Here is a 24,554-nt window from a genome sequence, read left to right on the forward strand (position 1 = left end):
ACGTATCGCGAACGCGTGAGACTTGCGCCGGCGCAAGCGACCCAGTGCTGCGGCGATCCGGCGGACCACAGAGGTGCTGCCCGTCCACAGGGCGACGGGCAGCACGAGGGACAGCAGTCACAGGACGGCGCGCGACGCCGTCAACGCACCAGGCTCATGCGGATGACCTGGCCGAGCGGCCGGCCATCGACGTGCAGGCGCCCGAAGTACGCGCCGCTCGGCACGTCGCGACCGGCACGGTCACGGCCGCGCCACACCTCGCGGTGCAGCCCCGCGTCGCAATCGCGCCCGCCGAGGACGTCGACCAGCTCGCCACGCACCGAGTAGATCCGTACCTCGGCGCGGCCTCTCTGCGGCAGGTTAAACGACACCGTCGTCGCGGGGTTGAACGGGTTGGGTTGCGCGGCCAGCGAGTAGTCGCCGGCAGCCACGACGTCATCGACGCCCGAGGTCATGTCGGGCGTGCGCATGACGACGTTCAGCGGCTGCGGGCCGACTTCGATGGCGAGGCGGGTCTGCTGCCGCATCGACATCACGGCCACGCGGTTTTCGTGCGGGAAGTAGAGCTGGTAGTCCGTGCCCTCCGGCCAGTCGGACGGGTTCCAGCTCAAGGTCGCGGTGCGGGCGACCGGCGCCGCCAGCGCCACGGTCCAGCGCACCGGTTCCCCGCCCGACCCGGCGATGTCGCGCGTGAAGGCGCTGCCGGCGGCCAGCTCCCACTCGGGATGCTGGAAAGACAGGGTCGGACCGCCGCCCGGCGCCGTCGGCGGCATCGGACGGTCGAACATCGCGTCGAAGCCGTGGGTGGCCGTCGCGTCGGCGCCATAGGTGATCGCGCGGGCCAGGTCCCGCGCGTCGGTGAGCACGAGGTCCGAGCGCCAGGAGCCGTCCGTCGACTTCGCCGCCGGCGGCGCTGCCGCCAGGCGGGCCGGAATCTGCATGAAGTACTGCCAATGGAAGCGCAGCATGATGTCGTCGGAGAGGGCGTTGATCCAGTAGCCGTGCCAGGGCTGCAGGTCGACCGCGTCGTAGTAGGTGGACAGCGTCGGGTTCCAGCCCTGCACGTCCGCCGAAACGAGGCCGTTGGCCACGGCTTCAAGCCAGGTGTAGGTCGTGCCGCCGTGAACCACGCGCAGGCCCTCGAAGGGCCCCGGGAACCAGTTCGCGTTGCCCACCAGGTTCCAGCCGTTGTTGAGCAGGACGTTTAAGCCGTCGAGCGCGCGTGTGCCGGACATGGACCAATTGAAGGGCGCCGACGTGCCCAGCCAGTAGCCGGTGCCGGGCGCCGCCGTCGCCGTGGCCGGCGCGGACTGGTAGCCGAGGTAGCGGTTGAACGTGAAGGCATAGGCGTTGCCGGGCGACGGGTCGAGAAGCACCGTGCCCACGGTGTTCTGCCCGGTCGCCGGCACCAGGGGAAGCCCGACCATCGACCAGCCGCTCGGCAGCAACCGGCTTGTCGGCGTCAGATCCGGCGGCAGCGAGGCACCGACGACGAGCTCGAAGTGCCGCGACACCGGCGAGCCGTAGTTGTTGAAGACGTAGGACAGCGACGGGAACAGGTCGTACACCTGGCCGGTGAGCAGGTCGCGCAGCTGCAGGCCGATGTTGTCGTCGGCGCTGAAGTTCGGCGCAAAGGTCATGACGACGGGCCCCGCAAGATCGGTCTCGACCAGCAGCGGCCAGATCCGGGTGCCCGCGTCCGGGTCGAAGAGCGCGCGCACGTCGGTGCTGAAGCGCGGCCCCAGCGGCCAGCCGCCCTGCTCGAAACTCGCCGAAACGTAGTTGCCGGGCGGCGGCGACGGTTCCGGGAAGTCGAAGTCGGGATCGAGGCCGTCGGTGGCGTTCTGGTGCGTGGCCGCCCGCGTCAGCGGATCCGAGTAGGCGCCGGAAGCGACAGCGATGTCGACCGTGAGCGTGGGGACGGGCGGCGGCGCCCAGCCGATCGTCAGGTCGAACGTGCGCGGGCCGATCGACGTGAACGCGTACTCGAGCCCGGCGGCGCGCAGGTCGATCGTGGCGTCGGTGAAATGGTCATGCAGCAGCAGGGCGATGCCCGAAACGGCGTCGAACGTCGGCGTGAACGAAAGATCCACCTGGTAATCGTTCACCGGCAAGGCCGAGGGCAGGACCGTGAAGGTCCAGGTCTTCAGGGCCTGCGCCGGGTCGTATGATGCGCGCAGGTCTCGGGAGTAGTCGCCGTCCCACGTCGGACGCGGGAACGTCAGCAGCGGGGAAGTGTCGCGCAGGTCGATTCCAAGGTCGCGCCCATCGGTGGCGTTGGCGGCGGCGCCGGCGATGATGGTCTCGCCCTCCCCGGCGATCGTCACCGTGAAGTCCGGCGTCACCTCGACGTCACAGTAGTCCAAGGGCGTCACCGGCCACAGGCGGGCAACGGCTGTTGTCTGGGCCCCGGAGATGGGTTGCATGGCCCGCAGCGTCGCATTCCCAAAGCTGTCCGTGTAGTTGTAGGCCATGCTGCCCGGAATCGAGGCCACAGCCCCTACCGAACGCAGGAAGAAGTCGCACTGCCCGGGATTGGTCAGCACCATCAGGTCCCAGGTGATCAGCTGGATCTGCTCGCCGAACGGCGGCAGCGGTGCCCGGCAGCCGACGATGTAGGTCCAGGCCTCCGCGCCGGAGCTGTCGGCGATGTTGATGCTCCCAGGCGGCAGCGTCTCGGAGATCTTGAACAGGGAGCCGGCCATGGCCGGCGGAATCACCTGCAGTTCGAACGCGTCGGCGCCGGGCAACGAGGAGTTCAGCAGCACGAGGTACGCACGGAACGGCACGCCGAGTGCGGGCGCGAAGTTGATGTCGCCGTTGTCGAAGACAATGGCCACGAGATCGGGAGTTGGGCAGTAGAGCTGGGCGGCCGCCGGCAGGGCTCCGGCCAGCACGGCCAGGCAGGCAAGTGCGGTGAACAACGACGAGCGGCGCATCACGGCCTCCTCGTGGCAGTGTACATACGGGCCCCGGCGCGGGGCGCCTTGCGAATGAGGGCGATAATCGGGACTAGCGGAACAGGCCCTTCACGCCTCCCCACGTGGAATTTCCGGTCGCGACGCTTGAATCCAGCCGCAGTTCGAAGTACTGGATCATCCAGGGCGCGTCGATGCCCGGCAGCGCATCCTCGCGCAGCCCGAATGTGTGCCAGCCGGAGGTCGCGCCGCCGATCGTGAACTGGAATTCGATGGTGAACTCCTGCGCCGCGGCGGAAGCCGGCACGCCCAGGGGGGCCAGGCAGGCAAGGGCCATGAGCAGCATTCCGCATGAAGCGCGCATGATCGTTTCATTCCCGGTGTCCGGGATGTCGGGCAATGGTTGTGAAGTTGATTGGATCACAGCGTGCGGTGGGAGTCAAGCGGGCCGCCCGGTTCCCTCCCGGCGGAGGGGCGGGCGGCCCGCGTCGTCATGTCGGACAGCTACCGGACGAGACTCATCCTCGATACGGGACCACGGGCTTCATTGTCGCTGTAGAGCCTCGCGAAGTAGGTGCCGCTGGGCACATCCCGGCCCTGACGGTCACGCCCCGCCCAGATCTCGCGGTGATGCCCGGCCTCGTAGTGGCGACCGCCGAGAACGGCCACCAGCTCGCCCCGCACCGAGTAGATCCGGATCTCGGCCCGGCCGGCTGCCGGGAGATCGAAGGCCACGGTCGTCTGCGGGTTGAACGGGTTCGGGGACACTGTCAGACCATAGTCCTGCACCCCCGGCACGTCGGTGCCCGAGGTGAGGTCGGGTGTGCGGACCACGACCTCGATGGCCTTCGAGCCGAGCACCAGCGGATACGACGTCGTGCGCCGCATCGACATCACGGCGACGCGGTTCTCGGTCGGCACATAGAGTTGGAAGTCAACGCCGTCCGGCCAGTCGGCCGGATCCCAGGTCAGGAACGCCCGCCCCGGGTTCGGCGAGGTGGCGACGACGCGCCACGAGGTGACTTCGTCGCTCAGGTTCACGATGTCCCGCGAGATCGCGTTGCCGGCCGCCAGCTCCCACTCGGGCCGGTGGAGGAACAGCTGCGGGCCGCCGGCCGGCGACTGGGGCGGCAGCGACCGGTCGTGCATGGCGTCGAAGCCCGCCGTGGCCTCGGTCCCCATGCCGATCGTGATCGCGCGCCGCTGGCCGGCCGCGTCGACGAGAACCAGATCCGACTGCCACGAATCGTCATCCGGATCCAGACGCACCTTCGTTTCCGCGCCCGAATTCAGCTCCAGGAAGTGCCCCCAGTAGAACCGGAGGGAAACCCCCGTCTGCAGCGCGTTGACCCAGTAGCCGTGCCAGGGCCGCAGGTCCGCGACGTCCATGTAGGTGCCACTGGCCGAGTCGTAACCCTGCACCGATGCCGAGACGAGGCCTGCCTGCACGGCGGCGAGCCACTCGTACGTGTTGCCGCCGTAGATGACGCGAAGGCCCTCGCGCGGCCCGGTGAACCAGATGGCGCTTCCGACGAGGTTCCAGCCCGCGCGCAGCGGCACTGTCACCCCATCGAGGTTCCGCAGTCCGGTCATGGACCAGTCGAAGGCGGCATCGGTCGCCAGCCAATAGCCCGTGCCCTGCGCCGCGGGCGTCGAGCCGTCGAGCAGGCGGTAGGCGCCGCCCGGATAATCGTAGGCGTAGGCGTTGCCGGGCGAGGGATCGGTCAGCAGCCCGGAGACGGTGGCGCCGGCGTTCGGCGTCAGCGGCAGGCCGACCAGCGACCAGCCCACCGGCAGGGAGCGGCTCGTCGGGTCGAGCACAGGTGGGATCGGAGCCGCGCCCACGATGAGCTCGAAGTGATACGTGTTCGGCAGGCCGTCGTTCGTGAACACATGGGTCAGGGACGGAAACAGGTTGTGATAGAGCCCGGTCGCCACATCGCGCAGGTAGAAGTGGGCGACTTCGCCGGCGGAGAAATCGGGCGCGAAGGACAGGGTCACGCTTCCGCTGCGGTCGGTCTCGACCATGAAGTTCCAGATCTTGTACTCAAGCAGCGGGTCGAATCGGCTGCGCACGTCGGCGGCGAAGCGGGGGCCCAGGGGCCAGCCCGGCTGTCTGAAGCTCGCCTGCACATAGCCGGTCGGAGGCGGCGTCGGCTTCGGGACGTCGAGGCCGCCGTCGTAGCCGTCGGTCGCGTTCAGCGCCGAGGCCGCGTGGATTGCGGTGTCCTGCAACGTGGCGGTGCTGGCGGTGATGTCGATGCTGTAGGCTTGCGGGAGCGGCGGGTCGCCCGGGATCGGGGGACACACAGACATGTTCATGCCACCAACCGGGATCGTGACGCTGCCCGAGGCAACGCCGCAACGACGGAGCACGCCGTCGCCGGTGACAACCGGCAGCTCGCCAGTCATCGAAGGCGCGGTCCCATCCGTGATGTAGAACGCCAGCTCGCCCGCGCCCTGCAGCATGACCTGCAGCGTCGCCAGGACGATCTGACCGCCCACGATCGGGTAGTTGGCGGCAGCGCCCACGGCGAAGCCGTTGGCCGAGCCGTCAACGTCCAGCGCGTTGGCGCCGAGGTTCGTCGACAGGATGAAGTAGGGAACGCCGACCGGCGTGAGCGTGCACTCGAAGCCGTTCGTCGGGCCCGCGGGATTGCTCAGCAGCAGGTAGACGTTCGTCGGCACGAACATGCCCACGGGGGCGCAGTTCGTGTTGCCGGCGGCGTCGAAGTAGATGCCGATAGAGTCGGTCTTCGGATCGAGCCCCGCCGCGACCACGCCGGGCAACGTCGCGAGGATCAGGAGCGTGAGCAGAAGGAAGCGCCATAGTCTCATGGGTATCTCCTTGCGATGTTCGTTCCGCCATGATGCCTGCGTCACCACGTTGTCAGGCACCGATGATAGAGAGCATTCAACCATAACCGCGCTGGTCTGGTCAATCTGCCGCGGTGGTACACAGGAGCGATCCTCTCGGGATTCATCCGCTCCCACGCATCCGGCGCGCGCCGCTTGTGTGTTCACGGTTTGCGGCCCCCCCCTGGTGTCGTTGCGGGAGGGCTGTCGGGGCTGCGCCAGGCACCACGCGGTCCGCGGCGAGCCCGCAGCTCGACGGCCTGCTGCGACAGGCGCACGTAGTCAGCCGCCCGACGGCCCGCAAGTCAGGGTGACCGCCACGTGGTCGCGTCCTGGCCCCGAATTCGTCGTGCCCGACCGCCTGGTCAAGGCCCGGCGCGCCACACTTCAGGCATATCAGCGGGAGACATTCGTGGCCACACCAGCAGCAGCGCCCGGCAACGGGCCCCCGAACGCGAAGCCCAGCTCGCGGCGCTCTCGATGGCCGAGGCGCTGTTGGTTCGACCGCTACGTGCGAGACAAGGCGCCGCTGCCGATGGAGGAACCGCTCGGCCCCTGATGGTTGGGCGCTACCGGATGCCTTGAGGCTGCGGGAGGCGTTGACGCCGGCGGTCAGTTGCGCCGGCGCAAGTCTCGCGGGCACGTGAACTTGCGCCGGCGCAAGCGCCCACGCCCCACCCCCTACCACCCATCCCGCCGCGCCGCCTCCACTAACCGCGCAACATCGGCGCCCTCTACGCCCAGGTGGGCCAGCGCCTGGCGCGTGATCTCCAGCCCGGCCTCGCGCTTCGGCTGCACCACCTCGAACACGCCCAGGGCGTAGAGGTCCTCACGGCAGGCGTCGGTGTCGGCGCGCGCGACGATGTGCAGGTCGGGGCGCCGCGTACGGGCCAGTTGCGCCACGGCCAGCGCGGTTTCGGTCGCCGGCACGGTCACGATCAGCAGGCGCGCCGTGTCCAGTCCCGCCGCCTCCAGCACGGTGGGCTGCGCGCCGTCGCCGTAGACCGTGGCCACGCCGGACAACCGGCAGGCGTCCAGGCGGCGCTGGTCCAGTTCCACGACGACGAAGTGCAGGTCCAATGCGCCCAGCATGCGCGCCACGGCCAGGCCCGCCGTGCCGGCGCCCACGATGACGACGTGATTGCCCAGCGTGTCGGGTTCGAGATTGATGGTCTGCAGCGGGTCGCGCGGCGCGCGTGCGCGCAGCCTGCGATAGATCGGCGTCGTGAGGCGCGAGATCGGCGGCGTCGCGAACATGGTCACCAGGGCAACCGACAGCAGCAGCGAGTACTGCTCCTGGTCCAGGTGGCCGCCGACCACGCCCACGCGCGCCACGACGAAGGACAGCTCACCCACCTGGAACATGGTCAGGCCCATCGCCAGCGGAATGACGTTGCCGTAGCCGAAGGCGCGGCTCAGTCCGGCGAAGACGCCCGCCTTCAGCAACGACACCAGGGCGGCCAGGCCGAACACCACCGGCAGGTTGGCGCGCAGGTAGGCCGGGTCCAGCAGCATGCCGACCGAGACGAAGAAGAGCAGCCCGAACAGGTCGCGCAGCGGGATGATGTCGCTGAGGGCCTGGTGGCTATGTTCCGATTCGCTGAGCACCAGGCCGGCGACCAGCGCCCCGAAGGCAAACGACAGGCCCACCTGCCAGGTGGCGTAGCCGACGCCCAGGCCGAGCGCGGTCACCGCCAGCAGGAACAGCTCGCGCGAGTTCCAGCGGCTGATCGCCGCCATCAGTGGGGGTACCACGCGCAGTCCCACCACCAGCATCAGGCCCAGGAAAACGATCGCGCTCCCCACGGCGAAGGCCAGTTCGGGCAGCCCCTTCTCCAGCCCGCCCAGCTTGGGCAACAGGATCAGCATGGGCACCACGGCCAGGTCCTGCGCCAGCAGCATCCCGATCATCACGCGGCTCGAGAGCGTGCCCAGGCGCCCCTGCGCCTGCATCGTCTTGACCACGATCATGGTGCTGGACAGCGAAACGGCTGCGCCGAACCACAACGCCGCCGACCACGACCAGCCCAGGAAGCGCACGGCGGCAGCGGCCGCGACGGTGATGATCGCGATCTGGATCGGCGTGCCCGCCAGGGCGATGCGGCGCACCGGACGCAGGTCGCCCAGCGAGAATTCCAGGCCCAGCGCGAAGAGCATGAGCGCCACGCCGATCTCGGCCAGCAGTTCGACCTGGTGCTGGTCCGTGATCAGCGCCTGCCCGGTGAGCGGCCCCAGCACGATGCCCGCGACGATATAGCCCAGCACCAGCGGCTGCCGCAGCCGCTGCGCCGCCAGGCCGCCGAGGAAGCCGGCGATGACGATGATCGCGATGTCCGAGGCAATCCCCATCGAATCCTCCACCAAGACAAAGGGCCGGCGGCAAATGCCCGCCGGCCCCGGTTCATTGGCCCCGAACGGGAAGCGGCGTCAACCGCCCGCCATCGCGCGGATGCCGGCGTCGGCCAGGTCCTTGAACTTGCCGAAGTACAGGCCGAGCGCCACCGTCGGCAGGGCCAGGCTGGCCAGCACCACGTATTGCAGCCAGTGCAGGCGCAGCGGCGCCGGGTCGGTGCCCTCGGGCGGCCGCGAGAAGAACATCACCTTCACCACACGGAAGTAGTAGTAGAGGCTGACGACCGAATTCAGGCCCGCGAGGATGACCAGCCAGAACCATTGCCGGTCCATGACTGCCATGAAGAGATACAGCTTTCCGACGAAGCCCGCAAACGGCGGCACGCCGGTCAGCGATCCCAGGAAGATCACCATCATCACGCCAGCGGTCCAGTGCATGCGGTAGAACAGGCCGCCGTAATCGGACAGTTCCTCGCTCTTGAGGTGGTTGTTCACCGCCACCACGAAGAAGAAGGCGCCCAGGTTCATCAGCGTGTAGACCAGCAGGTAGAACAGGATCGCCGCCAGGCCGTCGTCGCTCAGCAGCACGAAGCCCATCAGCAGGTAGCCGACGTGGGCGATGCTGGAGTAGGCCAGCATGCGCTTCACGTTCGTCTGCCGCAGCGCCACCAGGTTGCCGAAGGTCATCGTCACGGCCGAGATCACGGACACCAGCAGCGGCCAGTTGATGGTCTGGATCAGCGTCACGCTCGCGGCCGGGTTGGTCCCCACGGCCAGGGTCGAGTAGAAGAAGCGGATCATCAGGGCGAAGCCCGCCGCCTTGGGCCCCACGCTGAACAGCGCCGCCACCGGCGTCGGGGCGCCCTCGTAGACGTCCGGGCACCAGAAATGGAAGGGCACCGCGGCGATCTTGTAGCTCATGCCGGCCAGGATCAGAACCACGGCCACCAGCAGGCCGAACGGGTCGCCGCCGCCACCGCCCAGCAGGGCGGCGCGGATGCCGTCGAACTTCAGCGAGCCGGTCAGGCCGTAGAGCAGCGACAGGCCGTAGAGCATGATCGCGCTGCTGACAGCGCCGAAGATCACGTACTTCAGCGACGCCTCGGTGCTGCGGAGGCTGGTACGCATGTAGCCGGCCATCACGTAGCTGGACAGGCCCACCGCTTCCATGGACAGGTAGAGCATCAGCAGGTCGCGCGCCTCGGCCATCACCATCATGGCCATCGTCATCAGGACGGTCAGAAGGTAGAACTCGCCCTTGTTCTCGCGCCGGTGGCCCATGATCTCTTCGGAGGTCCAGGCGAACAGCACCGTGGCCAGCCCGGCGAACAGGAAGAGCAGGCGGAAGAACACCGCCATTCCGTCGACCACGACCAGGTCGCCCATGATGGCGCGCCCGCCCGCAGGCATGGACGCGTTCGTGTCGGCCATGGCCAGAACGCCGGCCACGACCAGCCCCAGCAGCGAGATGGCGAACGGCACCACAGGCCGCCGGCCGCGCGCCAGCAGGTCTCCCAGGATCCCGACCACGAACGTGAGGCAGAGCACGGCTTCCGGCAGCCACCACTGCAGGTCAGCCCAGCTCGGGATCTTCACGTGCAAGAGTTCCATTCCGGAAAGCTCCTCGGGCGGGGCCGGCTCAGCCGGCCACCACCTTGACCAGGTTGTTCAGGGTGACCTTCATCAGGTCAAGCACCGGCATCGGGTACACGCCGAACAGCAGCACGAGGATGCCGATCGGGATCAGCGTAAACATCTCGCGTGCATTGATGTCGGGCAGGTTGTCCCACTTGTCGTTCTTGGGGCCCAGGAACACGCGCTGCAGCATCCACAGCACGTAGGCGGCGCCGATGATGATGCCCAGGGCGCTGATGATCGTGATCGTGCGGAACGCCGGGAAGGCACCCATGAAGATCATCGCCTCGCTGACGAAGCCGCTCAGGCCGGGCAGGCCCAGCGCCGCGAAGAGGGCGAAGCTGAAGAACGAGAAGTAGCGGGGCATCTGCATGCCCAGGCCGCCGAAGGCGCTGATCTCGCGGGTGTGCGCCCGGTCGTAGATCACGCCCACGCAGAGGAACATCATGGCGGTGATGGTGCCGTGGTTGAACATCTGCAGCACCGCGCCGTTGATGCCCGCCTCGTTCATCGCGGCCATGCCCAGCAGCACGTAACCCATGTGGCTGACCGACGAGTAGGCCACCAGCTTCTTCATGTCCTTCTGCGCCATGGCGCAGTAGGCACCATAGAGGATGTTGATCGCCCCCAGTGTCGCCAGCGCGTAGCGGAACCACATGGCCTGGTCGGGCAGCATGGGGTAGCTGATGCGCAGCAGGCCGTACGTGCCCATCTTCAGCAGCACGCCGGCCAGGATGACGGACACGGCCGTGGGCGCCTCGACGTGCGCGTCGGGCAACCAGGTGTGGAACGGGAACACCGGCACCTTGATCGCGAAGCCGATGAACAGCGCCAGCCACAGCATGTGTCGAACGTTGGTCGCCATCAGCCAGGGGCTGTGGTTGTTCTGGTCGAACATGTGGACCATGTTGAACGTGTGGCCGCCGGTGACCGGGTCGCTCACGTTCAGGTAGAAGGCGATCATCGCCAGCAGCATCAGCACCGAGCCGGCCAGCGTGTACAGGAAGAACTTGATGGCGGCGTACTCGCGCCGCGGGCCGCCCCAGATGCCGATCAGGAAGTACATCGGCAGCAGCATCACTTCCCAGAACACGTAGAACAGGAAGAAGTCGAGCGCGCAGAACACGCCGAACATGCCCGCCTCGAGGATCAGGAACATGGCGAAGTAGCCCTTGGTGGCCTTCTCGATGTTCCACGAGGCGAAGATGCAGAGGAACGAGAGCAGCGCCGTCAGCAGCATCATCGGCATACTCAGGCCGTCAACGGCCATGAAGTACTCGATGTTGAAGCTCTTGATCCAGCTGTAGTGTTCCACGAACTGCAGGCCGGCGGAACCCCGGTCGAAGTTCATGAACAGCTGTACGGCCAGGACCAGCGGCACGGCTGCGGCCGCCGCCGCCACCGTCTTGATGATCTCTTTCCGCCCACCGGGGATGAATGCGATCACGGCCGCCCCGATGACCGGGAAGAAGGTCATCCACGATAGAATGTGCTCGCCCATTGCGTGGCGCTCCTCTCGGGTGTTCTCTCGTCGTCCCTACAGAACCCGGTAAATCACGATCAGCACCAGCACCGAGGCGCTGACGTAGACCAGATACGTCTGAATACGGCCGGTCTGCACGCGGCGCAGGCCTTCGCCCGCACCCTGCAGCACGGTCGCCACTCCATTGACCGCCCCGTCGACCAGGTAGCGGTCGCACAACCCGGACACCCAGGCCACCATCCGCGTCAGGTAGCCCGTGCCGTTGACGATGCCGTCGATCACGTAGCGATCGAAGGCCGAGCAGATCGACGCCCCCCACCGCGTGAAGCGGTAGACGGTGGCGGCGTACAACTCGTCGAAGAAATACTGGCCCTGCAGCACCTTGTGCACGCCCGGCAGGCGCGCCTGCAGCGCGGCCGGGTTGACCCGGTGGCGGAAGTAGGTCCACCACGAGGCCGTGATGCCGATCGCCGCCACCAGGATCGACATGATCATGGCGCGGATGTGCGCGGTGTGGCGCACATGGCTGTCGTGGCCGCCGCCGTGGGCGGCTGCGGCGGCGCCATGCGCATCCGGCGCAGCGCCGTGTTCGCCCGCCACCGTGCCGTGTGCGGCGTCCGCTGCGTGCGTGGCGGCCGGTTCGGCGTGCACCGGCTCGGCGTGGGTGGTTTCGGCGTGGGCGGCCTCGCCGTGGACAGCCTCTGCATGCATCGACTCGGCAGGAATCGCCTCGCCGTGCGCCGCCTGGGCCGCAACCTGCAGCGGCGCGGCTTCGCCGTGGGCCATCGCCGGCTCGTCATGCACGTAGTACTTCGCCGCGATCGCCGGCACGTCGTACGGTGCCGCGAACTTGCTGAACCAGCCCTTGTCGGCCGTCTTGCCGGGGATGCCGGCCGCGATCACCGACATCAGCGCGAGCACCATCAGGGGAATGGCCATGCTCCAGCCGCTCTCGTGCGCATGCTCCCACTTGTGGTGGTCGCGCGGCTTGCCGAAGAACGTCAGGAACACGATGCGGAACATGTAGAAGGGCGTCAGCGCCGCGGCCGTGATGCCGAGGATGAACGGCAGGTAGTGCCCGTCCGTCATGCCGAACGCCAGCACCGAGCCGAGGATGCCGTCCTTCGAGTAGAAGCCCGACAGTCCGGGCACGCCGCTGATGGCCAGCGTGGCGATCAGGAACGTCCAGAAAGTGATGGGCATCTTCTTGCGCAGGCCGCCCATCTCGGGCATCTCCTGCGAGTGCACGGCGTGGATCACCGAGCCGGCGCCGAGGAACAGCAGCGCCTTGAACATGGCGTGCGTGGTCAGGTGGAACATGGCGTTGACCGAGTCGCCCGCGCCCAGGCCCATGACCATGAAGCCCAACTGGCTGAGCGTGGAGAACGCGAGCACGCGCTTGATGTCGGTCTTGACCAGCGCGATGGTCGCCGTGATGAAGGCCGTGATGGCGCCCACGTAGAGGATCACCAGCATCGCCTGCGCGCCGAACAGCGGCGCCAGGCGCGCCACCATGTAGACGCCGGCCGCCACCATCGTCGCCGCGTGGATCAGGGCCGACACGGGGGTCGGGCCTTCCATGGCGTCGGGCAGCCAGATGTGCAGGGGCATCTGCGCCGACTTGCCGACGCAGCCCATGAACAGGCCCACGCCCGCCCAGGCCAGCAGCGGGCCCTTGACGGCGCCGGCGTGCACCTCGGCGAACAGCTCGAAGTAGTTGAGTGTGCCGGTGGCGGTGAAGAAGGCCAGGATCCCCAGCCAGAAGCCCCAGTCGCCCACGCGGTTGGTCAGGAAGGCCTTCTTGTTGGCCGACGCCGCCGAGGCCTTGTGGAAGAAGAAGCCGATCAGCAGGTAGCTCGACAGGCCCACCAGCTCCCAGAACACGTAGAGGAAGAACAGGTTGTTCGCGAGCACGATGCCCAGCATCGAGAACGTGAAGAAGCCCAGGAAGGCGAAGAACCGCTCATACCGCCGGTCGCCGTGCATGTACCCCGTCGAGTACAGGTGCACCAGGAAGCTGACCAGGCAGACCACCATCAGCATGACCGAGGTCATGCCGTCCACGAGGATGCCGGCATCCAGGCGGAAGCCGCCCAGGTCCAGCCAGGTGACGGCCTGCTCGACGCGGTGCGTCGGGTCGCCGATCCGCCAGAACGCGATGAAGATGCGCAGCGCCTGAACCAGCGCGACACCCATCAGCGTGACGCCGATGAAATCGCCCTTCCGCGGCAGCATCCTGCCGAAGAAGAAGGTCAGCGTGTACGACAGCAGCGGCAGCAGCAAAATCGACAATGCTGCTGTGATGATGGCCTGGTCGCTCATCGCCGGTGGTTCTCCCTTATCGCTTCAGGCTTTGCGCGGTGTCCGCGTGCACCGAGCCGTAGTTGCGGTACAGCGCCAGCACGATGGCCAGGGCCACGGCCGCCTCGGCGGCCGCCAGCACGATGACGAAGGCGGCCAGGATCTGGCCGTCGATGCCGTGCTGCACGTAGCGCGAAAAGGCCACGAAGTTCAGGTTCGCGGCGTTGAGCATCAGCTCCACGCCCATCAGGATGGCGACGGTGTTGCGCCGCGACATCACGGCGAACAGGCCCAGCGCGAACAGCGCCGCGCTGACGGTCAGGAAATGGGGCAGCCCGATGTTCACGCCTGCGCCTCCCCGTCTTGGTCCACGTCGGACTGCCGACGCTCGCGGATCAGGATCGCGGCGCCGACCATCGCGGCCAGCAGCACGATCGACACGTACTCGAACGGGAAGATGTAGTTGGTCATCAGCTGCGTACCGATCTCGGTCGTGGTCGGCTTGCCGGCCACCTCGGTCGCGCGCCAGTCCACCGACGTGATCACCTTGTAGAGCACGCCGAACACCGCCGCCGCGAAGACCGCCGGCGGCACCAGCCGGTCCAGCCCGTGCCGCCGCTTCCCGGCGGCCGGCACGTGCGTCATCATGACCGTGAACAGGATCAGCACCAGCACGCCGCCCACGTACACCATCACCTGGGTGACGGCCAGGAAGTCGGCCCCCAGGAAGGCATACAGTCCGGCAACGCCCATCAGCGTGAACAGCAGGGCGAACCCCGCGTGCACGATGTGCTTGCTGAACACCACCCACACCGCCGGCACCACCGTCAGCAGCGCCAGCAGGACGAAGACCAGGTCACGGATCACGCGTCGTCTCCTTTGTCGCCGGCCCCCGGCTTGTCTTCCTTGGGCTCGACCCACCAGCCCTGCTCGATGCGCGTGGCGCGGTGGCACGGCACCTTGGCCACCCGCGGGTCCATGAACTCGTAGACCAGCGACCGGCGGTCGTAGACCGAGTGGTCGTAGTCGTGGCTCATGGTGATCGAACCGGTGTGGCAGTTCTCGGTGCACAGCGAGCACCAGATGCACTTGTTGTAGTCGATGGCGTACCGCGTCATGTAGCGGTCCTTGCCCTTGCCCTCGGCCTCGATGTAGATGCAGTCGACCGGGCACAGCTTCGCGCAGATGTTGCAGGCGTCGCACTTCGCGGTGTCGTTGTGCACGAATCCGCGGAAGCGCTCGGGCATGACCTGGCGCTCGTCCGGGAACTGCAGCGACACCGGCTTCTTGTAGATGTGCTTGAACGTGATGGCCATGCCCTGCATCGCCGAGCTGACCGCCTGGTAGATGTCCGTGAAGTACTGGCCCATCTTCTCTTCACGCCCTTTCGCGGCAGAACGGCAGCGCGGCCGGGCCGCGGTACCGGGAAATTCGAACTACTTCAACTGGCCCCAGGCCATCATCCACAACCCAGCCCCCACCACGCAGATGAGCGACACGGGGATCATCACCTTCCAGCACAGGTGCATGAGCTGGTCGACGCGCACGCGCGGCAGCGTCCAGCGCACCCACATGTTCAGGAAGACCAGCAGCACGCCCTTGATGACGAAGTTCAGCGCGGGCGGGATCCAGGCCATGCCCGGGAACGGCGCCCACCAGCCGCCCAGGAAGACCATCGCAGCGATCATCGAGACCAGGAACAGGTTCGCGTACTCCGCCAGGAAGAAAAAGGCGAAGCGCATGCCGGTGTACTCGGTGTGGTAGCCGGCCACCAGCTCGGACTCGGTCTCGGGCATGTCGAACGGGCCACGGTTCGTCTCGGCGATCGAGGCGATGAAATACATGAAGAAGGCGATGAACAGGAACGGGTTCGTGATCGGGTTGATGTTCCAGTTCCAGATGCCGCCCTGCTGCGAGATGACGATGTCCTGCGGATTCAGCGAGCCCGCGCGCATGACCACCGGCACGGCGGCCAGGGCCAGCGGGATCTCGTAGCTGATCATCTGCGCCGCGCCGCGCGCCGCGCCGTACAGCGCCCACTTGTTGTTCGAGGCCCAGCCCGCCATCAGGATGCCGATCACGACGAGGCTGCTGGCGGCGAAGATGTAGAACAGGCCCAGGTCGAGGTCGGCGGCCACGAAGTCCGGCGCCCAGGGAATGGCAGCCCAGGCCAGCAGCGAACCCAGCAGCACGAGGATGGGCGCGAACTTGAACAGGCCCTTGTCCGCCTCGGCCGGGATGATGTCTTCCTTGCCCAGGATCTTCAGCATGTCGGCCACGGCCTGCGCCCAGCCGTGCCAGCGACCGGTGTACATCGGACCGTAGCGGCTCTGCATGAAGCCGGCGACCTTGCGCTCCATCCAGGTGAAGATGATCGCGCAGAGGGCCATCACCGTGAACATCAGCACGGCCATGAGCGAGGCCACCGAGATGTTCGCGCCGGTCGTATCGAGGCCCATCTGGCCGGTGAAGAAGTCGTAAAGGAGCTGCATCAGCGGTCAATCTCCCCCAGGACGATGTCCAGCGACCCCACCAGGGCCACGAGATCCGAGACCATCTGACCCACGCCCACCTTCTCGACCACCTGCAGGTTGCAGAAGGAGGGCGACCGCACCTTGTTGCGGAACGCGGTCTGGCCGCCGTCGGAGATGATGTAGTGGCCCAGCTCGCCCTTCGAGCTCTCCACGCGCGTGTAGGCCGCGCCGGCGGGCACCTTGACCAGGGCCTTCAGGGCGATGTTGGTGTACGGCCCCTCGGGCAGCTGCTGCAGCGCCTGCCGGATGATCCGGCACGACTGCTCGATCTCCCGCGCGCGCACGATGTAGCGGTCCCAGCAGTCGCCGACCGTGCCCATCTCGCCGCGCCCCACCTGCACCTGCCAGTCGAACTTGTGGTACACGGAGTAGGGATCGTCGCGGCGGCAGTCGAAGTCGACGCCCGAGCCGCGCAGCACCGGGCCGGTGCAGCCGTAGTCCAGCGCCGTCGCCGCGTCGATGATGCCGACGTCGGCCGTGCGCTCGATGAAGATCTTGTTGTAGGTCAGCAGCGTGTTGTACTCGGGCAGCTTGTTGTGCTCCATCAGGTCGACGAAGTCGAGCACGTCGGCCACCCAGTTGTCGTTCGGCACGTCGTAGCGCACGCCGCCGGGGATCATGTAGTTGTACAGCATCCGCCCGCCCGAGATGCGCTCGAGCAGGTTGAGGATCTCCTCGCGCTCGCGGAAGCAGTACAGCAGCGGCGTCCAGGCGCCCATGTCCAGGCCGAACGTGGCCAGCGCGATCAGGTGGCTGGCGATACGCGACAGCTCGCTCACGGCCACGCGGATGTGCTCGGCGCGCTCGGGCACCTCCTGCCCCATCAGCTTCTCGACCGCGGTCACGTAGGCGTGGTTGCAGCACATCGGCGCCAGGTAGTCGAAGCGGTCGGTGTAGACCACCCACTGCTTGTACGTGACACCCTCGGCGATCTTCTCGGCGCAGCGGTGCAGGTACCCGAGCACCGGCGTCACCTTGTAGACGATCTCGCCGTCGGTCTGCAGCAGCAGGCGCAGCACGCCGTGCGTGGCGGGATGCTGCGGGCCCATGTTGAGCTCGAGCAGCTCGCTCTTGATGCCGGGCACGTGGTCCTGGTCGTGCCAGCCGCGACTGGAGACGGCGCCCGTGCCCTTTACCCTGGTCGGTTCGTTCGCCATGCTCATCCCTCGGCGGGCTTGTCGCCCGCGGGCTGGTCCGGACCGCCGGATTCGACGGGGAACGGGTTGGCGCAGTACGGCTGCCCCTGCAGGGGCACCCCGTTCCACAGACTGGGCATCACGTAATCCTTGCGCAGCGGGTGCCCCACCCAGTCGTCTTCCAGCAGCATGCGGCGCGGATCCGGATGACCGGCAAAGGTGATGCCGAGCAGGTCCCAGGCCTCGCGCTCGTGCCACGAGGCGGTCGACCACACGGCGCTCACGGTCGGCACCGTCGCCGCGTCGCGCGCAAAGCGCACCCGCAGCGTGAACTTGTGCTTCAGGGCATGGCTGTAGAGGTGGTAGGCCACGCCCAGGTCGCCCGTGGCCACGCGGTCGCTCTTCTCGGGCTGGCCGTCGTCGCCGTAGCCGAGGATGGCCACCGACTTGCCCTTGCCCGCCTCGTCCAGGCCGTCCCAGTCGATGCCGCTCAGGCACATCAACTGGTCGAAGCCGAGTCGCGGGTCGTCGCGCAGGAAGCGGCAGGCCTCGAGGACCTTCGCCGGCGCCAGCGCAGCCCAGGGCTCGAGCGGGTGCTCGGTGAAGCCCAGCGCGCCGTCACCCACGTGAGCGGCCAGCAGTTCGTAGATCGCGTTCTGTTCCACGCGCGGACCTCTCTACTTCCGGTACGGGATCAGCTTGGCGTAGTCGGTGACCCACTTGGGCGTGATGAAGCGCCCCTTGCGGCCGCGGATCTTGTCCTGCAGGCGCATCAGCCCGTCCAGCAGCACCTCGGGGCGCGGCGGGCAGCCGGGCACGTAGACGTCGACGGGCACGATGAAGTCGACACCCTTGACGACGTGGTAGCCGTACTTGAAGTAGGGACCGCCGCCGATGGCGCAGCTGCCCATCGCGATGACCCACTTCGGCTCGGGCATCTGGTCGTAGATCAGCCGGAGGCGCGTGGCCATCTTGTAGGTGACGGTGCCCGAGACGATCATCAGGTCGGCCTGCCGCGGCGTGGCGCGGAAGGCGCCCGAGCCGAAGCGGTCGATGTCGTAGTGCGACGCCGACGTGGCCATCATCTCGATGGCGCAGCACGCCAGGCCGAACGTGACGGGCCACACGCTGGACAGCTTCGCCCAGTTGAAGACCTCATCGACGGTCGTCAGGATGAAGTTCTTGGCATCGGTCTCGACCACCTGCAGCAGCTGCTCGTCGACCTTGAAGTCGAGCATCTGCTCGCGGCCGACGTCGTAGCCGGTGGGCGGCACGGGATGCGTACTCAAGGTGCGGGGACCTCCTCCTCCGCGGCGCCGTCGGAGGCGCTCGAACCGGAGCGGTCGGTCAGCTTCTTCACCCAGTCGAGATCGCCCTTGCCCCACACGTAGGCCAGACCCACGGCGAGGATCGCCAGGAAGATGATCATTTCCCAGAACACGATGGCGCCCAATCCGGGCACGGGCATCAGCTGCCGGAACACGACGGCCCACGGCAGCAGGAAGATCATCTCCACGTCGAAGACGATGAAGAACAGCGCGACGAGGTAGAAGCGGACGTTGAAGCGTATCCACGACGAGCCGCGGGCCACTTCGCCGCACTCGTACGTCGTCATCTTGGCGGCGCTCGGATTGCTCGGCCGCAGCAGTTTCGCCACGCCGAGCGCGATCCCTGCGAAAACAAACCCGACCAGCACGAAGATCAGGACCGTCGCGAAGTGTTCCTGGACACCGCTGACGACCCCGAGAAAATGCGGCAGATTCATGGGCTTTTTCCCGGTTTTTTCGTGGTGAGCGGACGACCCGGGTCCGGCGCCGGTGGCTGTCACGGACGAGGTTGTCGATGTGCCGACAACCTCGCGGCAAATTAGATAAGTCGGTCCGTTAGGTGTCAAGAATTGAATCCGTCGCCTTGAAACGCGACGGGATCGGTCGCACACCGTCGTGCGCCAATCCGCGGCAAGAAGCATGATTCTCCGTCTTTGAACATTGAGAATGAGAAGCGCATCGAACATTTCGCGTCGTCCTCAGCACGCGTCGACACTGGCGCGAGGGCTCACGATGGGTTTCAATGCGGCGGATGCGGGCTGGAGCCGCGTCCCGCACCGCCTTGTACCGGGAGCATGGTCATTTGTTGAGAATCATTGTCATCGGCCGCTGCAAGGACCGCCGCCTGGCGGCGCTGGCCGACGACTACCTGGCCCGCATCCGCCCGCTGGCCCCGGTCGAGGTGCTGGAGCTGAAGGACGCCGACCCGAAGCGCGAGGCGGCCGAGATGGTGCGCCGCCTGGGCGCCCGCGACCCGGCCCGGCCGGTGCTGGCCCTGGACGAGCGCGGCGAGGACCTGGCCACGACCGACCTGGCGCGGATCCTGGGCGCGCACGGCTCGCTCAGCTTCCTGGTGGGCGGGGCCGACGGCCTGGGCGACGAAGCGCGCGCCCGCGCCGACCGCACCATCCGCCTGTCGAGCCTGACCCTGACCCACGAGATGGCCCGGGTCCTGCTGCTGGAACAGGTCTACCGCGGCCTGACCATCCTGCGGGGCCTGCCCTACCACCGTGCCTGAGCGGGGGGAAAGCGGCGGGAACCCGCTGCCGGGAAGCGGGTTGGCATTAATCCTTGGGCAACCGGCGCCCCATGGGCCTATAATGCGCGCCGAACTCACCGTGTCCGAAAACCGACAGACCGTCCCCGGGGGAACGCATGCGCCGTCCGCGCCGCCGGTCCACGAACCTGACGATCCTCTGCGCCGCCGCGCTGGCGGCCGCGATCGTCGTGCTGCCTGCCGCCAACGCCACCGCCGCCACCTTGCAGCTGGCCGGTCCGGCCGGCGCCGTCGTGCAGGTCAACGGAGCCATCGTCGGCTTCCTGCCGCTGTCCGAACCGCTGACGGTGCCGCCGGGCGTGCACGAGCTGGTCTGCGAAATGCCGGGGCGCATCCCGCACCGGCAGACGATCGTCATCGAGCGCGATGACGAATGGCGCCATGTCACGGTCCGGGTGCTGCCCTACAGCCGCAAGACCGCCGTCTTCAGCAACCTGGCCCTGGCCGGCCTGGGCCCGCGCTACCTGGGCCACGGCACGCGCGGCTGGATCTACACGGTGGCCGAAGCCGGCGGCCTGGTCACCGCGCTGCTGGGCGAAGTGTCGCGCCACAACGCCGACAAGGAATACCTGCTGGCGCAGGACGCGTACCGCACCGCCGTCAACCAGGGCGAGATCGCGGACCTGCGCGCGTCGGTCGAGGCGCGGCACAAGGAAGTGACCGACGCCGCCGACCTGCGCGACCTGGGCCTCATGACGGCCGCCGGCGCCGTCGTCATCAGCATGCTCGATTCGTGGCTGTCGTTCGGAGCCGTCACCGGCGGCGCTGGCGAGCTGCCCGCTGCCGGCGGCAATGCCGCTGTCGATGCCGCCGGCAACGACGCCGCAGTCTCCCAGGCCGCCTTTGCGTCGCCTTCGTTCCACTCGGCCGTGCGCCTGAGCTTCTGACCTGAACCGGGGAGCCCGTTCCATGCCTCGTCGCGTTGCCACGGCCCGCCGCCCGAAGATCATCCCGAGCCTGGCGCTGCTCGCGCTGGTTGCCCTGGCCCTGCTCCCGCTGTCGGGCCTGACCGGCTGCGAGCGCGCGCCGGAGCCGCCTGTCTGGGACAACCCCTTCGACCCGACCGGCCCCGAAGACGGAGACCCGCTGAACCTGCGCGTGATGATGAGTTCGGGCCAGGTCACGCTGGCCTGGGTCCAGCCGCAGGGCATGGGCATCGCCCAGTACGCAATCAGCCACTCGGAACAGCCGGATGCCGGCTGGAGCAGCCTGGCGCTGGTCGACGCGACGAGCTCGCCCGAGTACCTCTACGCCGTCACCGCGCCGACGCCGACCCAGACGAACTGGTACCGCGTGCAGGCTGTCGGCGTCGACGGCCTGGCCTCGCTGGTCGACTACGCCACGCCGGCGGGGGTCCAGCTCGGGCCCCGCGTCATCCTCAACGACAACGCCACGTTCGTCGCCTCGCGCAACGTGACGATGAAGGTCCTGGTCTCGCAGGGCACCACCCTGCGCGTGGCCCTGGGTCCCGACTACGCCACCGAGACCACCTACCCGGCGGCGGCACCCGGCGATACGGCCGTGATCACGTTCGACGCCGGCGCCGCCGCGCAGGGCGACTCGGTGCGCGTCCGCGTGATCGCCACCGACGGCGCCTTCACCTCGGTCGCGACCATCGCCAAGGCCAAAGTCGATTTCTCGCCGGACTTCACCCTGCTGCGTGGCGGCACCGTAGTCGCCTCGCGCGCCGATACGCTGCGCATTCCCCCGGCCGGGGTCACGCAGATGCGCTTCGCCACCAGCGAGGCCGGCCTGGCCGGCGCGACCTGGGTGCCGGGCTCGAACAGGTACTCCGCGCCGCTGCTCGAGGGCCGCACGGGTTCCCAGCAGATCTGGGGCGAGTTCGAAGGCGACTTCGGCTTCAACAGCGTTTCCCACATCACCGTCACGCCCGACCTGTTGACCGCAGCAACGTTCCGCCTGGCCGTGCCCGAAGACCACGTGACCACGACCGCGTTCCTGCGCGGCGTGCTGGGCGGCCAGGCCACGCTGGTGCGCTGGTCCGAGGGCCCCAACCTGGCGGGTGCCGCCTGGGTGGCCCGGCCCGACACGCTTGATATCGAACTGAGCCCGGGCGAGGGCCTGAAGACCATCTACCTGCAGATGCGCAACGACTGGGCCGACTCGCCCATCCTCACCGACTACGCGGTGTTCGTGACGCGCGGCGTCGAGGTGGCGTTCGTGGCGCCCACCAACGGGGTCGTCGTGCAGGGGGGCGACTCGCTGCAGGTGCGCGGGACCGCCTTCGGCGGCGGCGCCGCCCTGGGTCTCGTGGAAGTGGACCTGGGGAACGATTTCACGGCCGCGTCGGGCCTCGCCTCGTGGACGAAGTGGTGGGAAGTGCCGACCGTGACGGCCGACTCCGTGGTGACGCTGCGCGCACGCGCCACGGCAGGCGCCGGCGAAACGCTGGCGACGGCGACCACGACCATCAGCGTGACGATCACGCCGCCGGTCCGCTAGCGCGCGACGGGCAAGACGCCGGCCTGGATCGCGTGGTAGCTGCCGCGCCTCAGAACCGCGTCACCTTCACCCCCGCGAAGCGCTCCACGCGCGCGAGGTACTCCGTCAGCGGCACCTTCACCACGGTGCCGCCCTCATACCAGCCGCTGAGTCCGCTGACGGCCGCGTGCACCAGGTGGGCGCGACCCTCCTCGACGACGACCAGGCCCACGTGCCCGATCACCAGTCCGTACTGGTCGCGCAGCTTCCGCGCCGAGGCCACCTGCGGGTCGAGCACGAACCAGATGACATCACCCTCGCGCAGCGCGGCCTCGACCAGGCCGTTCTTCGGCACGTATTCGAAGCTGCCGGCCGGATAGCGCGAGGTTCCCACCGTGTCGGGCGCGGCGGCCCCGACCTCGGCCGTCACGTCGCGACCCCAGTGGCCGGAACGGATCATGTCGAGGCTGAAGTCGAGATGCGAGGCGTGCTCGTAGTCGACACGACCCTTGGCATCGACGACATCTTCGGGCGCAGCGCCGGCAAAACGCGTCGCCAGCGCAATGACGATGGCATCGTCGTGGTCGCGCGCCCGCGCCAACTCGCTGCAGCGGTAGAGCAGGCTGATGCAGTCCTGGCGATGGTCACGCACCAGTTCGCGCTCGGCCACGTAGCCGTCTGCGGCAGGGCCGAACACGTAGCGCACGCCCTCGGCGGCCAGGAAACGCCGAGCCCACAGGCCGACCCTCGCGGCCGTCGACAGCGACTGCTCGGACGCCAGCAGGCTGTCCTCGACCGCCGCCGGCAGCAGGCGGTCGGCCGCTGCGGCCCGGATCTGGGCGCGGACCACGGCGCCCTTCCCTGAACCCGATCCTGTCGCGGCGCAGCCGCTGCCCGCTGCCGCGGCCATCGCCACCAGGGCCAGTGCCGTTGTCCAGCGGAGCTGCCGCCGCCTGCCAACCGTGCGTGTCTTCATGCTGCCGGCCCCCTTGTCGCCGCGCGCGGGCCCATTTGCCCGGGCACATCCCCAACATCGTCACGCCGGGGCGCGCCCGCCTCTTGCCGCGCGGCCCGGATGGGAGGATAATCACGGGACAAGCAGGGACTCCACCGGAATCGGGAAAGGGCCGGCATGAACACCACCTGGCTGCGCGGGGCCCTCGGCGCTGCCGTCGGCGCCGGACTCGGCTGGCAGGCGCATCGCTGGTTGTCCTGCCGCGGCGGCACCTGAGGCATCACCGGCAATCCCGTGCTGATGGCGGCGCTGGGCGCCTGGCTGGGATGGTCGCTTCTTTCCGGCGGGAAGAAGGAATCCGATGGCGGCAACGGGCACGATCGGCCCGGCGACTAGGCAGACGATTATCGAGGCAAGGCAGACGACTAACGCGCTCCGACGAGGTCGATCATGAAGAACATCTACCTGTGCCCCCACTGCGCCACGGTGCTGAACCCGAGCGTGAAGATCCTGCTGGTGGCGCGCCACCACGACCGGCGCGGCCTGGTCCTGCTGAGCCCGCAGCCCGGCAACTTCAAGTACGTCTGCGACGCCAGCCTCGAGGAAGGCCTGTCGCCCGGCGATGTGGTGGCCTTCTCCTGCCCTGTCTGCACCTTCGACCTGACATCGGTGGCCGACCACCGGTTCGCCGAACTGGTGCTGCGCGCGCCGGGCCACAATGATCGCAAGGTCGAGTTCAGCCGCGCCTTCGGCACGCACGCGACATACGTGATCGACGGGCAGAACGCGCTGGCGTTCGGCGAGGACGCCGACGACGGCGACCCGACGAACTTCTTCGGCGCCTGACGCGCCGCGCGCCGGCCGGCCCGGGTGCGGGCCTATCTGGGCACCGGCTGGCGCACCGGGAAATCGCGACCGCGGTAAGTCACCACGCCGTTGTGCGCGAACTGCCAGTCCGTGTACTTCAGCCGCGGCAACGCGCGATGGCAGGTGGCGCAGATGATGGAGCCCTGCGTCCCGGCGCCGTGGCGATGGGGACCGGGCCTGGTCATGCGCCGGGGCACGCGCACGCGGCCGTTCTTCACGAGCTCGACCAGCAGCGACCGCAGGCGCTCGTCCAGCTGGCGCCAGTCCTCGATCGCCTTGGTGACCAGTTGCGCGCGCCCGTTGCCGGGACCTTCGGCCATCACCGCATCGACCAGGCGCACACACTGGCGGTAGGCGGCCTCGGCCAGCTTGAACTGCGCTTCGTAGTCTTCCAGGTGGCTGCAGATCGGCATGTTGCCGGCTCCTTCCGTTGCCGGGACCATCGGCAGGATCGGGCAGCGCCTGATCCCG

Annotated in this window: 21 protein-coding genes; 4 read left to right on the top strand and 17 right to left on the bottom strand. The window is 68.1% G+C overall.

What is annotated here, in order from left to right; genetic code table 11:
• Positions 1 to 140 precede the first annotated feature (140 nt).
• The 15 genes from IPG61_05840 to IPG61_05910 form a co-directional block, all read right to left on the bottom strand.
• Entirely contained in the window at positions 141 to 2,939 is a 2,799-nt protein-coding gene (locus IPG61_05840) for a hypothetical protein (protein ID MBK6733599.1), read from the bottom strand.
• A gap of 73 nt (positions 2,940 to 3,012) precedes the next feature.
• Positions 3,013 to 3,282: a hypothetical protein gene (locus IPG61_05845; GenBank protein ID MBK6733600.1), complete on the bottom strand. Its 270-nt coding sequence runs from the start codon at positions 3,280 to 3,282 to the stop codon at positions 3,013 to 3,015.
• A gap of 140 nt (positions 3,283 to 3,422) precedes the next feature.
• On the bottom strand, positions 3,423 to 5,756 hold the full coding sequence (locus IPG61_05850; GenBank protein MBK6733601.1) for a hypothetical protein: 2,334 nt from the start codon (positions 5,754 to 5,756) through the stop codon (positions 3,423 to 3,425).
• Between the two features lie 699 nt (positions 5,757 to 6,455).
• Positions 6,456 to 8,123, bottom strand: a complete 1,668-nt coding sequence (locus tag IPG61_05855) for a cation:proton antiporter (GenBank protein ID MBK6733602.1) — start codon at positions 8,121 to 8,123, stop codon at positions 6,456 to 6,458.
• Between the two features lie 78 nt (positions 8,124 to 8,201).
• A complete protein-coding gene (locus IPG61_05860; protein MBK6733603.1) occupies positions 8,202 to 9,737 on the bottom strand; it encodes an NADH-quinone oxidoreductase subunit N in 1,536 nt (511 codons plus the stop codon).
• 28 nt (positions 9,738 to 9,765) lie between these two features.
• On the bottom strand, positions 9,766 to 11,262 hold the full coding sequence (locus tag IPG61_05865) for an NADH-quinone oxidoreductase subunit M (GenBank protein ID MBK6733604.1): 1,497 nt from the start codon (positions 11,260 to 11,262) through the stop codon (positions 9,766 to 9,768).
• Between the two features lie 36 nt (positions 11,263 to 11,298).
• A complete protein-coding gene (gene nuoL, locus IPG61_05870; protein MBK6733605.1) occupies positions 11,299 to 13,566 on the bottom strand; it encodes an NADH-quinone oxidoreductase subunit L in 2,268 nt (755 codons plus the stop codon).
• A gap of 16 nt (positions 13,567 to 13,582) precedes the next feature.
• Positions 13,583 to 13,891, bottom strand: coding sequence for an NADH-quinone oxidoreductase subunit NuoK (gene nuoK, locus IPG61_05875; protein MBK6733606.1), 309 nt, complete (start codon positions 13,889 to 13,891; stop codon positions 13,583 to 13,585).
• A complete protein-coding gene (locus tag IPG61_05880) occupies positions 13,888 to 14,412 on the bottom strand; it encodes an NADH-quinone oxidoreductase subunit J (protein ID MBK6733607.1) in 525 nt (174 codons plus the stop codon). The genes nuoK and IPG61_05880 overlap by 4 nt, the downstream gene beginning before the upstream one ends.
• On the bottom strand, positions 14,409 to 14,915 hold the full coding sequence (locus tag IPG61_05885) for an NADH-quinone oxidoreductase subunit I (protein MBK6733608.1): 507 nt from the start codon (positions 14,913 to 14,915) through the stop codon (positions 14,409 to 14,411). The genes IPG61_05880 and IPG61_05885 overlap by 4 nt, the downstream gene beginning before the upstream one ends.
• 66 nt (positions 14,916 to 14,981) lie before the next feature.
• Positions 14,982 to 16,004, bottom strand: a complete 1,023-nt coding sequence (gene nuoH, locus IPG61_05890) for an NADH-quinone oxidoreductase subunit NuoH (GenBank protein ID MBK6733609.1) — start codon at positions 16,002 to 16,004, stop codon at positions 14,982 to 14,984.
• A 32-nt stretch (positions 16,005 to 16,036) separates the two neighbouring features.
• The gene (locus tag IPG61_05895; GenBank protein ID MBK6733610.1) at positions 16,037 to 17,236 is read right to left on the bottom strand and encodes an NADH-quinone oxidoreductase subunit D; all 1,200 of its coding nucleotides are present in this window, start codon (positions 17,234 to 17,236) and stop codon (positions 16,037 to 16,039) included.
• Positions 17,237 to 17,238: 2 nt separating this feature from the next.
• Entirely contained in the window at positions 17,239 to 17,880 is a 642-nt protein-coding gene (locus IPG61_05900) for an NADH-quinone oxidoreductase subunit C (protein MBK6733611.1), read from the bottom strand.
• 12 nt (positions 17,881 to 17,892) lie between these two features.
• Positions 17,893 to 18,453, bottom strand: a complete 561-nt coding sequence (locus IPG61_05905) for an NADH-quinone oxidoreductase subunit B (GenBank protein MBK6733612.1) — start codon at positions 18,451 to 18,453, stop codon at positions 17,893 to 17,895.
• Positions 18,454 to 18,500: 47 nt separating this feature from the next.
• Positions 18,501 to 18,980 carry an NADH-quinone oxidoreductase subunit A gene (locus tag IPG61_05910; GenBank protein MBK6733613.1) on the bottom strand — a complete coding sequence of 160 codons (480 nt, stop codon included), beginning with the start codon at positions 18,978 to 18,980 and terminating at the stop codon, positions 18,501 to 18,503.
• 365 nt (positions 18,981 to 19,345) lie between these two features.
• Here IPG61_05910 and IPG61_05915 point away from each other — a divergent pair, with 365 nt between their 5' ends.
• The 3 genes from IPG61_05915 (at position 19,346) to IPG61_05925 (ending at position 22,282) form a co-directional block, all read left to right on the top strand.
• Positions 19,346 to 19,780 carry a 23S rRNA (pseudouridine(1915)-N(3))-methyltransferase RlmH gene (locus tag IPG61_05915; GenBank protein MBK6733614.1) on the top strand — a complete coding sequence of 145 codons (435 nt, stop codon included), beginning with the start codon at positions 19,346 to 19,348 and terminating at the stop codon, positions 19,778 to 19,780.
• Between the two features lie 137 nt (positions 19,781 to 19,917).
• Positions 19,918 to 20,706, top strand: coding sequence for a hypothetical protein (locus tag IPG61_05920; GenBank protein ID MBK6733615.1), 789 nt, complete (start codon positions 19,918 to 19,920; stop codon positions 20,704 to 20,706).
• 22 nt (positions 20,707 to 20,728) lie between these two features.
• Complete coding sequence (locus tag IPG61_05925) at positions 20,729 to 22,282, top strand: hypothetical protein (protein ID MBK6733616.1); 1,554 nt, start codon at positions 20,729 to 20,731, stop codon at positions 22,280 to 22,282.
• A gap of 49 nt (positions 22,283 to 22,331) precedes the next feature.
• Here the strand turns inward: IPG61_05925 and IPG61_05930 are convergent, their stop codons facing one another.
• Positions 22,332 to 23,237: a DUF1460 domain-containing protein gene (locus IPG61_05930; GenBank protein MBK6733617.1), complete on the bottom strand. Its 906-nt coding sequence runs from the start codon at positions 23,235 to 23,237 to the stop codon at positions 22,332 to 22,334.
• A 429-nt stretch (positions 23,238 to 23,666) separates the two neighbouring features.
• On the opposite strand from IPG61_05930, the gene IPG61_05935 reads away from it, so the two are divergent.
• Entirely contained in the window at positions 23,667 to 24,062 is a 396-nt protein-coding gene (locus IPG61_05935) for a hypothetical protein (protein MBK6733618.1), read from the top strand.
• 32 nt (positions 24,063 to 24,094) lie between these two features.
• Here IPG61_05935 and IPG61_05940 read toward each other — a convergent pair whose 3' ends face one another.
• Positions 24,095 to 24,496 carry a hypothetical protein gene (locus IPG61_05940; protein MBK6733619.1) on the bottom strand — a complete coding sequence of 134 codons (402 nt, stop codon included), beginning with the start codon at positions 24,494 to 24,496 and terminating at the stop codon, positions 24,095 to 24,097.
• Between the last annotated feature and the right edge of the window lie 58 nt (positions 24,497 to 24,554).

Source organism: bacterium, assembly GCA_016703265.1.
Lineage (GTDB): Bacteria > Krumholzibacteriota > Krumholzibacteriia > LZORAL124-64-63 > LZORAL124-64-63 > CAINDZ01.